At 60.2% G+C, this 13,964-nt stretch carries 12 protein-coding genes; 2 read left to right on the forward strand and 10 right to left on the reverse strand.

All coding sequences use genetic code 11. From position 1 onward, the window contains the following. Nucleotides 1–1,129 precede the first annotated feature (1,129 nt). On the forward strand, nucleotides 1,130–1,600 hold the full coding sequence (locus BI327_RS21460; RefSeq protein WP_076862742.1) for a hypothetical protein: 471 nt from the start codon (nucleotides 1,130–1,132) through the stop codon (nucleotides 1,598–1,600). An 18-nt stretch (nucleotides 1,601–1,618) separates the two neighbouring features. On the opposite strand, the gene BI327_RS21465 is transcribed toward BI327_RS21460, so the two are convergent. The 6 genes from BI327_RS21465 to BI327_RS21490 are packed head-to-tail and all read right to left on the reverse strand — an operon-like array spanning nucleotide 1,619 to nucleotide 7,540. Beyond that, on the reverse strand, nucleotides 1,619–2,107 hold the full coding sequence (locus BI327_RS21465) for a hypothetical protein (protein WP_076862743.1): 489 nt from the start codon (nucleotides 2,105–2,107) through the stop codon (nucleotides 1,619–1,621). Between the two features lie 15 nt (nucleotides 2,108–2,122). After that, complete coding sequence (locus BI327_RS21470; RefSeq protein ID WP_245334890.1) at nucleotides 2,123–3,697, reverse strand: lipopolysaccharide biosynthesis protein; 1,575 nt, start codon at nucleotides 3,695–3,697, stop codon at nucleotides 2,123–2,125. Next, nucleotides 3,660–4,733: a hypothetical protein gene (locus BI327_RS21475; protein WP_083742182.1), complete on the reverse strand. Its 1,074-nt coding sequence runs from the start codon at nucleotides 4,731–4,733 to the stop codon at nucleotides 3,660–3,662. The genes BI327_RS21470 and BI327_RS21475 overlap by 38 nt, the downstream gene beginning before the upstream one ends. A 43-nt stretch (nucleotides 4,734–4,776) precedes the next feature. After that, nucleotides 4,777–5,430, reverse strand: a complete 654-nt coding sequence (locus BI327_RS21480; protein WP_076862745.1) for a PIG-L deacetylase family protein — start codon at nucleotides 5,428–5,430, stop codon at nucleotides 4,777–4,779. A 5-nt stretch (nucleotides 5,431–5,435) separates the two neighbouring features. Next, nucleotides 5,436–6,230 carry a glucose-1-phosphate cytidylyltransferase gene (locus BI327_RS21485; RefSeq protein WP_076862746.1) on the reverse strand — a complete coding sequence of 265 codons (795 nt, stop codon included), beginning with the start codon at nucleotides 6,228–6,230 and terminating at the stop codon, nucleotides 5,436–5,438. Beyond that, nucleotides 6,227–7,540, reverse strand: coding sequence for a methyltransferase domain-containing protein (locus BI327_RS21490; protein ID WP_394329875.1), 1,314 nt, complete (start codon nucleotides 7,538–7,540; stop codon nucleotides 6,227–6,229). Before BI327_RS21490 ends, BI327_RS21485 begins: the two co-directional genes overlap by 4 nt. Nucleotides 7,541–7,725: 185 nt before the next feature. Here BI327_RS21490 and rfbC point away from each other — a divergent pair, with 185 nt between their 5' ends. After that, nucleotides 7,726–8,256, forward strand: coding sequence for a dTDP-4-dehydrorhamnose 3,5-epimerase (rfbC, locus tag BI327_RS21495; protein ID WP_076862748.1), 531 nt, complete (start codon nucleotides 7,726–7,728; stop codon nucleotides 8,254–8,256). 6 nt (nucleotides 8,257–8,262) lie between these two features. Here rfbC and BI327_RS21500 read toward each other — a convergent pair whose 3' ends face one another. The 4 genes from BI327_RS21500 to BI327_RS21515 all read right to left on the reverse strand — a co-directional run bounded on the left by BI327_RS21500 (nucleotide 8,263) and on the right by BI327_RS21515 (nucleotide 13,964). Beyond that, a complete protein-coding gene (locus BI327_RS21500; protein ID WP_076862749.1) occupies nucleotides 8,263–9,582 on the reverse strand; it encodes a DUF4910 domain-containing protein in 1,320 nt (439 codons plus the stop codon). A gap of 21 nt (nucleotides 9,583–9,603) precedes the next feature. Beyond that, nucleotides 9,604–10,662: an NAD-dependent epimerase/dehydratase family protein gene (locus tag BI327_RS21505; protein ID WP_076862750.1), complete on the reverse strand. Its 1,059-nt coding sequence runs from the start codon at nucleotides 10,660–10,662 to the stop codon at nucleotides 9,604–9,606. A gap of 125 nt (nucleotides 10,663–10,787) precedes the next feature. Next, the gene (locus BI327_RS21510) at nucleotides 10,788–11,771 is read right to left on the reverse strand and encodes a GNAT family N-acetyltransferase (protein ID WP_245334891.1); all 984 of its coding nucleotides are present in this window, start codon (nucleotides 11,769–11,771) and stop codon (nucleotides 10,788–10,790) included. A 231-nt stretch (nucleotides 11,772–12,002) separates the two neighbouring features. Further along, the gene (locus BI327_RS21515) at nucleotides 12,003–13,964 is read right to left on the reverse strand and encodes a glycoside hydrolase family 55 protein (protein WP_245334892.1); all 1,962 of its coding nucleotides are present in this window, start codon (nucleotides 13,962–13,964) and stop codon (nucleotides 12,003–12,005) included.

Raw genomic sequence — 13,964 nt, forward strand, 5'->3', positions numbered from 1 at the left:
GAGGCGATCTTCATTTCATATGATCGCTACGGTGTCGCGAACTTTCGCACCTGCGGACAAACGTCAAGCTGCGTATCCAGGCATGAAACGCTCTAGTCAGCTTTCCTCGGCTCCGGCGGCCATCCTGAATGCGCCGCGATCGCCACGTCAGGCAGACAGGCTTGCTGCACCTTTGCGACGACGTGGCGCCTGGACGCAACTCGTCGAAGCCCGGCTGCGCGAGCCCGTATCTCCGGAGCAAGATCTCGCCGAGCCGCCGAGCAGCCCGACCGACAACCAACCGGCAGGCCCTGCCGACGCTCCGAGCTTGCCGGGCGGCGACCCGACGAATGAGGCTCATCCGCTCCTCGTCCCGGAGGATTCCCCCCAGCCGATCGCGTGGCCACAGGATGACGTCAGTCGGCGCCTGAATGAGGCCGCAGAGAGCATCGGACGCAAGACGATTGTAGACCGGCCCGATGCCGGACCGGATACAGAGTCCGTCGATCCTGCGTTCGAGCCGGGCGATGTTCAGGCGACGGAATGCGGCAACCACACGCAACCAGCGCCGTCGGACTGGCACGCGGAACCAGAGCCTGCCACGTCTGCGTACGCGCCTGGGACAGATGAAGGAGAGGGATTCAGTCCGGCTGCGGATCAACGTTCGGACTTGAGCCCGCCGGACTCGATGCCGCCGGAGTCAACTCCTCCCGAAGTGCCGCCGCAACTGCAACCGCCCATGCACACCAGTGCCGCCGGAGTAGGCTTCGTAGTGCAAGATCCGCGGACCATACTGGTCGAACGGCGGATCGCGGACGAACTTCAGGATTCGCCGCCGGACCGACACTCCGTCGCCAGCGCATGGAAGGCGCGCAACCCTGTTGGGCTCCTCGCTCCGATAACGGCTCTGTTAGCGGTCGGAGCCGGACTACTGTTGTGCGGCAATCTCGTATCCTTGTTCAACGCTAGATCCCACGTAGTCACCAATGGGGAGGCGGCGCCCGTTCAGTCGCCGCCGCAAATTAGACGCAAGCTGAAACCGGCAATTCCCACGTTCGTGCATCGGGCTCCGGTCGAAGCAGCCCCAACCGCACCGCCTACACGTTCGCTGCCGACGACATATGGAGTTTTTGCATCAAGCAGCGGGCGGATGATCCGGCTCGAACCGATGAATATCCGCCTTCCCGACAGCCGGATCGCCGTGGGATTGATCACCAAGCCACCCACCGTTGTGGTGCCGCGGGGCCCGCTTTCGTTTTTCGCATATCAGCGAGAACTGATGACAAGCGCGCCCGACAACGCGCAACTGCGCATCGTCGCCGGCGTGGCGCGGGCACCGTCGTCACCGGCGAGCGGCAAACTGGCGGTCAATAATACCTGGGCGATCCGGTCCGTTTCCGTCGACCTCACCGTAGCCCCGGTCCCTGAAAGCCGCGAAATGGTCGAGTTGCAGCCGGAGAACCCCGATCTCGTCCTCTCGCCCGGCCGTTATCTGCTGGTCTTCAAGAACCAGGCCTACGACTTTGTCGTAGCCGGCGCGGTGACCGACAGGGCTCATTGCCTCGAGAGGGCGGAAACCGAGGACGGCGAAAAGTTCAGCGAGTGCCGCAAGCTGCCGTAATGAAGGAGTGACTCGGCTTCACTGCGGCGGCGACGCGATTGCGGTCGGCGGCAGCTTCGTCGCCTTCGCAGTGGCGGCACCGACACCCGGCTGGCCGGTCTTGCGCCAAAGCAGCAACCCCGCTCCGCCGCCGATCATGCAGATCGCGAGCAGCACGATTTCTCCACGTCCCAATCCACGAGAGATCATCGCGTAGGGCAGCATGCCCAGACCGATCCAGAAGAGCTTCTGCCACTGGTAGGAATCGTACCTCTTGCCAAGATTGCGACGCTTGAACCACAGATCCTTCGCTTCGCGCGAAAACGGAAGAATGCGCCGGCACACCGCCGGCACAAGGCGAAGCGCGAGCAGCAGGGCAAGAAACATCGTCAACGCGACCACGATGCGATCGTCACCGCCCGACAGCAGCCGGAAGACAGGCAGAATGCAAAGACCGAGGCCGATCCTCAGGAATGCCCCGGCGGGCCAAGTATCCAAGTTGATCAGGAAGCGCTCAAAGGCCGTCATCGGTATATCCAGTAATCAGGAGTTGACTTGCAGTCGTCGTACGATGCCGAAATCGCGTAGCACGGACCAGGCGAGTTGCAGCGGCCGCGTGATCCTGAAGACCCCAACCACGACGGTCAGGTAGGCTGTCACACAGATCAAGCTCGAGGCCGGGATTCGCAGCAGCCGTGGCCACTCCTGCAGGAACGCTTCCTGGATCGAGAAGGCGACCGCGACAGCGACGAGCGCAGCAATCGTTTGCGGCGCCGTCGCGCGCAGGACGTCCCCGATTGTGATCCCGACCGGCCTGCCGGCATAGACGAGCGCAGGAACGAACAGCGCAAACATGGTGACGGTATAGGCGATCGTCACTCCGATCACGCCGAACGGCAATCCGGCCGCAAGCGCGATCAATTGGCAGACCGCACTGAAGATACCCCATCGCATCCATCGATCGGGACGTCCGACAGCAACGTGGACCCAACCAAGAGTTCGCTCGATGCAATCGGCAATGCCCCGAATTGCAAGGATGCAGAGCAAGGGGCCCGCGGGAGACCATTTCTCTCCGAGCAGCAAGATCACGATGTCATGGGCGCTCACGGCCAGGGCCGCGAAGGCAGGCCCCGAAAAATAGCAAAGCAGTGACAGCGCGCCTTCCCAGGCGCGCTTCAGCTCGGCCGCACTGTGCTGGAGTTTACTCAGTCCGGAAACCGCGATGTTATGCAGCGGCTCACTGAGAATCGACAGCAAGTTGTTGTAGATCGTGAAGGCATTCTGGAAATAGCCAAGCTGCCCTGCACCGAGGAAATAGCCCATCGCGATCCTGTCCGCCGAGCGGGCGAAATAATCCGTCATGGTGAAGCCGGTAACTCCGAGCCCGAACCGCAACAGTTCCTTGACCATCGGCGTGAGCCTGGGCCTACCCGGTATCCATCGACAGGCGGTCCATGCTCCCGCGACGGTCAACGCCGACGTTATGATCGGCTTGGCGATCAGCGCCCAGTAGCCCCAACCCGAAAGCGCCAGTCCGACGCTTGCAGCACTTCCGATGATGTTTGCCGATATGTCGATCATCGCAATGCGGCGAAACTGCATTGCCCGACGCATCAGCGCATAGTGCTGCGTCGACAAAGCCATCATCAGGAAGGTCACCGACAATGCCAACGCCATGCCCGCCAGCGATGGCTCGCCGAAGGCACGCGCGATCCATCGACCGGACGCAGCCAGCGCGACAGCCAGCACGACGCCGATCAGGACATTCAACCAGAACAACGTGCTGACCTCGGCGCGCGAGATGCTGCTCCGCTGGGCGGATGCCTCGCTCATCCCGAGATCGACGAAAAGGGGCGCGAAGCCGATCAGGGCCAGCATCATGGCCACCAACCCGAAATCATGCGGTCCGAGCAGTCGCGCCAGTACGATCGTCGAGGCCAATTGAACGAAGATATTCAGTCCGCGCGCAGCAATGAACGCGACGCCGCTGTGCAGCGACCTGCGGCCAAGGCCAGAGTATGGCTTGTTATCCGCAAAATACTGATCGGTGCGCTGGTTCCGATGCACGCGTCGTTTCCGTTCAATTCGCCGGATTCTGGCCTTGCGGTACTCGCTCAAGCCAGATTTCCCGCCAGTAAGGATAGATGGCACGAGGGCAGAACCGGCGGCAGATGGCGTAGCGCGCCTCACACACGACGTCTTTCAGGATGATCGCGTCCGTCTTGAAACGGACCATCTTGCACGAACCCTCGTCGATGATCTGCTTTTGGCGCCTCTCGACCTCGTATTCGCGTTCGGTGAACGGGACCATCTCCGGATCGAAGTACAGGCCTCGATTGCGGTAGTTGCAGTCCAGGGTCTCGAGGATGTCCTTGTACGGCTTGATGCGCACGACCTCACCCACCTGCAGATCAAGCCGGGACTGCGGGACCTTGGCACCCTCCGGGACACCGAAGGGCCTGATCGGATAAGGTGCGCCACCTCTCATGCGCTGGAATGTGTCGTAGATCCAGCGCATCGCTGTACCAATGCCCAGCCCTGCTTCAGTGACCGTACGCCAGACCGAGAACGTCAATCCGGCGACGAGCTCCTGCAGCCGAACGTTACCGGAAGCGTAGTCCTCGACATACTGGCGCGGATCCCACCACTTCAGGGGTTGCGTGGCGAATTTTACCTGCGTGTTCTGGCAAACGTAGGTCGGCTCGGTTTCGCCGGCCTTCGGCGGATGCTTGATCGTGCTCCACAGCGTTTCCTCGCTGCAGCCGCCGGAGCTGGACGGCTTGGCTGCGCCACTTGGCGATGGCCTTTTCTCTCCCGCCGGCTTCAACCAGGCGTCCTTCCAGAAGATCAGACAGGCCGCCTCGCAGCCGTCATGAGCCGCGCCGTTGCAGCGGATGTTCTCCAGATGCACCGTATTCAGCATCTTGCGCCCGCCGATGCCGAGAGCGGGATCACAGGTCTTGTGAGCTCGTTTGCCGACGCGAAGTGTCTTGCCGCAATGCTTCAGCATCTCGGGCATGAAGGGCATTTCGTCCAGGCGACCATTGGCATCGAGCGTCGCGAGGATCTCTTCCTTGCTTCTGACCTCCACCAGGTCGCCAGCGCGAAAGACACTTGAGAATAGCGTGCTCATATCGTGCGCCTTCAGATCCATCCTGCAATCAGGAACCGGTTGCGCGACGTCCGCGCCACCATCGTCAAATCAATGTCAACTTTCGCCCGAAAAATGCCTCGGCGAAGCGTTCCGTAGCCCTGCACTCCATGCCCCGAATCCGTGCGAGGCCGCGAAAGGTGTCTGCATCGAACCACTGCTTGGATCGCTGCGTCCCGAAATGCTTGAGCAGCAGTTCAATCTTGCGATCGAGCGCGGCCGCCGACACCGGCATGTAAACGTTGGGTTGACCGAAATCGCCATCCCACTTCGGAATCTCGTATTCCAGGATCTGATGATCGCGAAACGTGTTCCAGGTCAGGCGGCAGACCTGACGATGGTCCTGATGGGCATCGTCCCTGCGATGCGTCAGAATGATGTCGGGTTCGATCCGCCTTTTCAGCGATTCGAACCATTCCTTGATGACCTCGCCCCTTTCCGGGAAAAATCCGTCGGGAAACGACAGCACCTCGACATTCGCGGATGCAGCCTCGCACAGAAAGTCGGCGGCCGATGCTCTGGCCTCGGCCTCCCGTATGGCGCCACCACTCAGAACGCACCACTGCACGTTCAGTTTGATACCGCGCTCGATCAGACCCAGCAGCGTCGCTCCCGCGCCGATTTCGATATCATCCGAATGGGCACCAAGGCACAGGATCGACAGATGGTCCCCGGGCCTGGCAAGCTGCAATGCTTTCATGTCCGTTACGCCGCGCTGGCCACCGACGTGTGGTTCAATCGCCACGGCGTGTCGCCGCGCTCCACCATGTCTTCCAGCACTTGACGATCGCGCAGGGTATCCATGGCGCGCCAGAAACCTTCATAACGATAGGCCATAAGGTGACCGCCCTCGATCAAGCGGCTGAACGGCTCCTGGACGAGTTCTTCACCCTCCTTGATGTAGTCGAAGATCTCGTTGCGGAAGATAAAGTATCCGCCGTTGATCCAGATCTCGGATTCCTGGCTGGAGCGAATCCGCTGCACCGATCCCTGCGCATCGAACTCGGCAAGGTGGAAGCTGATCGGCGGATGGATCGCCACGAAGCAGCCGATCTTTCCGCTTTCCTTGAACTTCTGGATCATGTCAGGCAGCGGCGCGTCGGTCAGTCCATCGCTGTAGTTTGCAAGGAAGATTTCCTCGTCCTGGACGAGATGTCGGACAGCCAACAAGCGCTGCCCGATATTGCGCCACGTCCCGGTATCCACCAGCGAAACCCGCCAGTCCGGCTGATGTTCGCCGATCAGCTCGACCTTCTTGCCGTACTCCGAAATCACGCAGTCGCTGTTCGCCGTCGCACGATAATTGAGAAAGTAGTCCTTGATCACGTTCGCCTTGTAGCCGAGGCACAGCACGAAATCATTGTGACCGTATTGGCTGTAGTACTGCATCACATGCCAGAGGATCGGCTGATGGCCGATCGGGACCATCGGCTTCGGTATGCTCTCCGAATACTCGCGGATCCGCGTGCCAAGACCGCCGCAGAAAAGGACAACCTTCATGGCGCAACCTCACGCGGGTCAATGATCTCGACGTTGGGAATCGGGATGATGAACTTGCACCCCCACTCTCCGACATGCCGCATCTGCGCGACGATTTCCTTCTTCAGATTCCAGGGCAGAATGAACAGGTAGTCGGGACGGACCTCGTCGATGGCTTCGACCGGGAGGATCGGAATGTGCATCCCCGGCGTATAGCGGCCGTGCTTGTAGGGGTTGCGGTCCACCGTGAAGTCGAGGAAGTCGGTACCGATGCCGCAGTAGTTCAGCAGCGTGTTGCCCTTGCCGGGAGCACCGTAGCCGCAGATCCGCGCACCCTTGTTCTTGCTCTCGATCAGGAACGACAATAATTCGCGCTTGGTGCGATGAACACGCGATGTAAACTGCTCGTACTGAGCGATGTCTTCCAGGCCGATCCGGCGCTCATGCGCCAGCAGTGCGGTCACGGCGGCGGAGACGGCGTGACCGGCATCGGCGCGGCAAAGGTAGACGCGCAGCGAGCCGCCATGGGTTGGGATCTGCTCGACGTCGAAGACCTTCAGATCATGCCGTCGCGCCAGGCGGTCGATCGTCACCAGCGAGAAATAGGAGAAGTGCTCATGGTAGATGGTATCGAACTGATTTTCGTCGATGAGCCGCTCAAGGTGCGGAAATTCGAGCGTAATCACGCCCTGCGGCGCAAGCAGGAACGCCATTCCGGCGGTAAAGTCGTTCAGATCCGGAACCTGCGCCAGCACGTTGTTGCCGATGATCAGATCGGCCCGCTTGCCATCCGACACCAGCTTGCGCGCGAGCTCGAGGCCAAAGAACTCGACCATTGTCGGGACGTTCTTCTGCCTTGCGACTTCGGCCACGTTGGCCGCCGGCTCGATTCCCATGACCGGCACGCCAAGCGGCAGGAAGTGCTGCAGCAGGTAGCCATCGTTGCTCGCGATCTCGTAGACGCGGCTCCCGGCACCAAGGTTCAGCCGGCCCTTGATCATCTCACAGTAGCGCCGTGCATGTTCCACCCACGACGTCGAGTAGGACGAGAAGTAGGCATATTCGGTGAAGATATGCTCCGGCTTGACGTACTCCTGGAGTTGCACCAGGAAGCAGGACCCGCAAACCACGGTGTGCAGCGGATAGTACGGCTCCATGGCGTCGGTCTGGTCGGCCGTGAGAAAGCTTTCGCATAGGGGCGACATTCCTAGATCGACAAACGTCGACTTCAACGTCGCACCGCACAGACGGCAGTTTCCGTGAGAAGATCTCGACCGGATCGATTCGAATTTCGAATGCGCGTTCATTAGGGCCGCACCATGAATATAGATTGGTCGAATATGAGATTTCGGCGCTTACGCTGCGCTAGTAGGATCGAGTTCTATCGTATGAAAGCGAACAATATGAAGCGATATCGAGTAACAAGGTAAACCACACCAGATGCTGAAAATTTTAGTAAAATTGTATAGAACTGATCGTCGACAACTTGCCTCTCGGTCGGGAGCTCAGACGTTACATGCGATTTGAAGCAACGGGACTAGACGGAGCGTGGCTGGTCAAACTCGATGCTGCGCACGATGAGCGCGGCTTTTTTGCGCGCACTTTCTGCGAGGACGAGTTTCGCGCGCAGGGGATCGAGACCAGATTCCCCCAGCACAGCATCTCCAGTTCCTCGCGCAAGGGGACATTGCGAGGAATGCACTTTCAGAAAGATCCGCACGGCGAGGTCAAACTTGTGCGCTGCCTCAACGGATCGATTTGGGACGTCATCATCGATCTACGTGCGAACTCGCCGACCTTTCGTCAGTGGCGTGGCTTCGAGCTCTCAGCGGAGAACGGATCGCAGCTCTATATCCCCAAGGGGTTCGCACACGGCTTTCAAACCTTGAGCGACAACGTTCAGGTCAACTACCTGATTTCGGAGTTCTACCAGCCTTCGGCTGCCAGCGGCGTCCGATACAACGACCCGATGTTCGGCATCAGCTGGCCTCTGGCCGTAAGTACGATCTCCGACAAGGACCAAAACTGGCCGCTTCAGGGCGCATGATCGCGCCTAGCATATCGGCGCGAGGAGCTCGTGGCGCTCGAGCACCTTGGCTGTCTTCAGAATGACCGGGAACGGCAGGTCGGCTCGCCTGGCGATATCAAGCAGTGAATGGTGTCCATCGGACAGGTTTAGAATCCAGAGCATCGCCATGTTGGCTGCGGCGGCATCCTTGTCGCCGCCGATCGCGCCATAGAGCCCGCGTCTGCCCAGCTGCGGTTCACCCTTCGGCGACGTGTTACGGTAGCTGCGGTTGCCTTCAAGCAGGTCAATGACTTCGGAAATGATGCGGAAGGACTCCCCGAGGTGCTCCGGCCGAATAAAGCTCAGGTCGTCAGCCGAGGTGTGATACTGGGGGATCGCACCGAAGCGGCTGCGCTGAAACAATCCGACCGGCAGGTTGAACCCGGGCGAACAGTATTGCCGCTCATCATATCCGTAGGGCGAAAACTCCAATATCGTCGGCGTCAGTCCAGAATTCTGCAGCGTATGTATCATCGCACGGTCGATTTCAGCATCGCCCCGCCTGCTCTTCTTGTATGTCGGACCAGCGCCGTCTCCGACCATTGATACCACGAGACCATGCTTGATATGGCGCACACGGTGCTCATTGCGGGCGAGCCAGGTGATCGCGCCGATCGTTCCTGGCACAAACAAAAACCGATAGCTGTATCGCGTTCGCATCCGGGCGATGTGGTTCAGGAGCTCCGCAAGCAGCGCAAGGCCCGAACAATTGTCATTGGCGAGCGAGGGATGGCAAACATGGGCCGACAGAAGCACCTCGTCTTCTGACTCTCCTCGGTGAAAATACTCACCATAGGTCAAGTGTCCGTCAGCGAGGGTCGAGTCGATCACGACCTCGTAGGTATCGTCCCGCAGTTGCTCCAACTGTCGGTGGGCCATGCAGAACGCCCAGTTCTCCTGGTAGTAGGACGTGCGGTACGGGACAAGGTCCGGCTGATCGGGCAACGTGAAGATGTGGGACTTTAGCTCGTCCAGCGGCATCGTGCGGCTCACCGGCACGCTGTAGCTCATCACGTGCAGGTTCGATTCGTTGAAATCGACGACCTTCCGGCCTCGCGGGTCCTTGATGTACGCGTCCCGGATGTTCCATTCACGCGGCACGACCCAATCGAGGACGGGAGTACCGGTGGGCACCTCGTGGATATCAAGAGGAAGCTGCGCGCCGATCTCCCGAAGCGTCTGCCGCACACCGTTGCCCGTAATGCTGCGGCAGATCGGGTAGATCTTCTCCGCAAGCGCGAAAATCTTCGCGCCTGAACTTGCGAGATCGTCTGCCGCAGGCACGCCGTCCTCCTGGTGCGTCAAACCGATCGGCGCCTGCGGGTATCAGGACGCGGCGAGAGCCGACTGCTCGACGTTTGCATGGCGGAGATCCGCATCCAGAATGCCGTCCGCCAGCAGCTTGTTGATGTGACCGATGCGCTGATATCTCGGACCTTCGAACTGCTCGAGCGTGATGCCCGAGGCCTGGTAGGCCTTATAGAGCTGCTCCGCGCCCATCTTCGCATCCCATTGCGGCTTGAACGCCGGCAGCCGGGTTCGGATCTTTTCGAAGCTCACGCGATAGGACCGGGTGTCGGGACCGGCGTCATCGGCAAACTCGATCTGACAGCCAGGGACAACATCGGCGACAATCTTCGCGAGATCGCGGATCTGGTAGTTGTGCGCCGTCTGGCCGACGTTGAACGCCTCGTTGAACACCGCGGCCTCGGGAGCTTCCATCGCCGCGATGAAGGCGCGCGAGATGTCCTCGATGTGAACGATAGGCCGCCAGGGCGTGCCGTCCGACTTCAAGAAGATCTTTCGCGTTGTCACCGCCCAGGCGACGAGATTGTTCAGCACGACGTCGAATCGGAGCCGGGGAGATACTCCATAAGCCGTAGCGGGCCGCAGGTAGACCGGGCAGAATCCGTCGCCGGCGAGGCCGGCGATATCCCGCTCGGACTGCACCTTGGATTCGCCATAGGCCGTTACCGGGTTGAGCGCTCCGGTTTCGTCGATCATCCCTTCGCCGGCCTTGCCGTAATTGCTGCAGGAGGACGCAAACACGAATCGTCGCACACCGGCTTGCTTGGCCAGTTGCGCGAGGCGCACGCTGGCTACATGATTGATCTGGTCAGTAAGCCCGGGCCTGAGGTTACCGAGCGGATCGTTCGACAGCGCGGCAAGATGCAGGACTGCGTCGAAAGCCTTGAGGTCCGCAAGCTCGACGTCGCGCGTATCCTTGCGGATGGCGGACACATCCACGATCGAACCGCCCTCTGCAAATGTGCAGCGAGAATACAGGTCGCTGTCGAGACCCACGACATCGTGCCCCGCGCGCTGCAGCATCGGCGTGAGCACCGTTCCGATGTAACCGAGATGTCCGCTCACGAGAACGCGCATTCTAAACGCCTCCGAATTTGTTCTGCTTTTCGGGCGGCAACCTATTTCAAAACGGCCGGTTGATGCACGTATTTGTAAAAGCTTAGTTAATGGCGGGCTTTGAAAATTTGCAGGAACCATCCCGCTCAAGACGACGGGAAATGGTTAAGCCGGACACGACGATCGTTGACGTCACCCGCGTTAACGCCGGAGGTGAGGCGCCGCAGGAGCGCTTGTGGCATCCTGCGAAGTCGCCGGTGAAGCCGGTAGCGAGCGGTGGAGCGGCTGACGTCGAAACGATTGGCCAATTCTCCGCCGAAGGCCACCACGAACTTGTATCGCGCCTCGTTTTCAATTCCGCCATCGAAATCGAAATGAAGGCCACGCTCATGCGCCAGCTCGATGCCACTCCAGAGCAGCAGGCTCACTGCGCCTGGATGCGCAATGCTCCTGTCCCGTGACGACAGGAAATAGTGCACGAACTGGCGGTCCCAGACGAAGAAGACCTGGGCGTGGACGTTGTTGTTCGGGTCCACCGCCGCGAGGATCTTGCATTGCTGTCGCTCGCTGGCGGCAGCATAGAGACCTTCCAATCCAGAGAGGTCGAAATACGACTTCGCCCCCTCGAGGTTGGCCTGGTAGTATTTCACGAAGTATTTTGCGGACGTGACCTCGCGAATGGCGAGCCGCTCGCGTGCGCGTCGTATCACGTTCTTCGTCTTGTCGCGCAATCCGGACCAAAGCTCGTCCCGGGGGACCGCGCATTTCAGCATGAAGGTCGGATGCGCGCGCACCTCGTAGCCGCACGCGAGGAAAGCGGCCACATTGCTGAATCCGGTGTCGAGCGTCATCTCGACGTGATCGAAATTCGCGACCTGCTTCAGCAGGTCGGTGATGACCGCATGGGCCAACCGCATGCGCGCTTCCGTCTTTCCGGACTGCAGCGTGACCGTCGGTCCGAGAAAGCGCGTAATGTGAGGCATCTCGCAGATGTTCATCCCGCCTTCGGTACGGGCGACGAACCGGAGAGAACCCACAACGCGCCCGCCGCGCGAACAAGTGACTTCGCGCCAGCTACCGGGAGCCAACGCGTTCAGCCACCAATCCTCGTGGAAGACCGACTTGCGCATCAAATTCCTCTTCCGGAGACAACCGGACAGCGAAATACCACCTCGATTAAACCAAAAACGCGGAAATGCCCAACATCTGCGCGGAACGGCTTCTGCTGTAGTTAACGACGGCATTTGAACTACCGAGGCGCTCGCCTAGTTAGCCCCGGAACCCGTCGCTGGTCACGTGACGCATTGACGCAATGTCGCGCCTGTTCGAAACATATTTAATCATGGTCGTACGCCATGTATTCACTGCGAATTTTCGCGGACTGATCCATCCAAATTCGGCTGCACGAACGGCGTGCCGGCGTCATAGCGGGCTTTGGCCGGAAGCACGTGAAGCTTTGTCTCTCCGACCGGGTCCACCCAGGGCCAGGCGTATCCGCGCCCGGCGTCGAAGAACGGGGGGCGGCCTGGGAGGTACATCGACGCAGGCAAAGCGCGATCACCGCTTCCGGAATCCCAATGCGTTGTGTTGGTGAGGTAATCAAAATTGCCATATCGAATCGTCGACATCGCAACCTTCGCGTCCGTCGGATACGGCTTCACGGCGTCCCAGCCGAGCATCCAGACGCCGGGTTTTGCATCGGTGAAGCGGGTTTCATACGACCAGCCGTCCATCTGACCGGGCGCCCCAAGCACATTTCCGATGAAGGACATCCAGTACGAATAGGCCATCAGGCCGGCGGCGCGACGCGGCCCATTGCGGGGCTGCGACATGTCGTCGATCGTCCCGCCAGCCTGATTGTCGAACGCGGCCCGGGTGCCGCGTAGATAGTTGCGGAAGAACGTGTGATAGATGCTGTTGCCGTGCGTGTCGTCGCTGTCGGCGTTCTGTGCGTAATTGCCCTCGAACAAGACGTGATGGGCACCCACCATGTGGCTGGCGTTGAGCCCCGTTTCGATCCAGGCTCCATTCGTATTGATGTAGCCCATGTCCATGTAGTTGTAGCCGACCACCGACCCGGCCCCGGCGGAACGCGCCACGATCAGCTTGTTGGCCCTCACGGCAATTCCATTCTCGATCAGAACTTCCGAGGATCCAGCGGAAAGGCTAATGGCGTAGCCGCCTCCGCCCGGCTGAGCCCAAGCCGCGTCATGCACGTAGAACTCGCGCAACTCGATGCGAAAGGAAGCGTGAACTGCGAAGCCTTCGCCGTGCCAAACCGAATTGTCGACGTTTTTCGCCCACGACGACGCAGCCCAATTGAAGCGAAGATTGCCCACGTCGCCCCCCTTGAGCGCCAGATCTTCGACGCCCGCGTGCTTCACATGCGGCTGCGCGAACCGTGATAGCTGAGCGGCGTTTGCTTTCCGATAACTGATGTGAATTGGAGTCGTGAAGGTGATCTTGGAGCCGGAGACGGCCCTGATCTCCTTGACTTCGGCGACGGGCCGATCGGGTCTCCCGAACCACGATCCTGCGCTTTGTGGCGTCGACGGAAACGCATCGGGTGCAAAGTCATCGACAAACTGAATTGCGGGTTTGTGCTTTTGCCACACAACCCTGAAGTCTTCCGACGCCCAGACCTCCCCTCGCCCCTGCGGGTCGAGACGCCAATCAGCGCCCGACGCCTCGTCAAGCAGCACGATCTGTCCAGGCAGGAAGCCCGCAGCGTCGTCGACCTCGACGGTTCTTTCGCCCTTGATTGCATCATTGCGAAGGTTCGCCGGTCGTACGGCATTGACCGTATCGCTCGTGCTGGAAAATAGCGACGGTCCCACCACGACGAGCGGCGACGGCTTGGCACCGACTGCCGCATTGAAAGGTTTCGCGCCGTCCTGCTTTTCGAGTATCGTCCGATCAGGACCGGAGCCGCGCAGCGTGATTGCCTTGTTGAGCAGCAGGAAATTGCCGCCATTGATCAGAAACCGTCCCGGAGCCAGTTGCACGACCTGCCCTAAAGGACATGCGTTGATTGCGCCCTGGATTGCCGCGGCGTCATCGAGTGTGCCGCCACGAGGCGACAGCGTCGCGCAGATGGTTTTTCGGAAGGGTATCCCACCCTCGGCCATCAGGCCGGGCTGCCAGGTCGTCGCGCGATCCGAGGGCAGTATTGCCATCGAATCGAGAGCAAGTGCGGACGAATGGCTTGAGCATGCAACGAAGATCATCGTTGCAGCCAAGCACTGCCAAGGCCGTCGCTTGGCCGTTCGCAGCGTCTGGCGACCAGGGTTGCGCCGCGTCGCGATGACCTTCCTGTTGAACAT

The sequence above is a fragment of the Bradyrhizobium mercantei genome, from assembly GCF_001982635.1.
GTDB classification, from domain to species: Bacteria; Pseudomonadota; Alphaproteobacteria; order Rhizobiales; family Xanthobacteraceae; genus Bradyrhizobium; species Bradyrhizobium mercantei.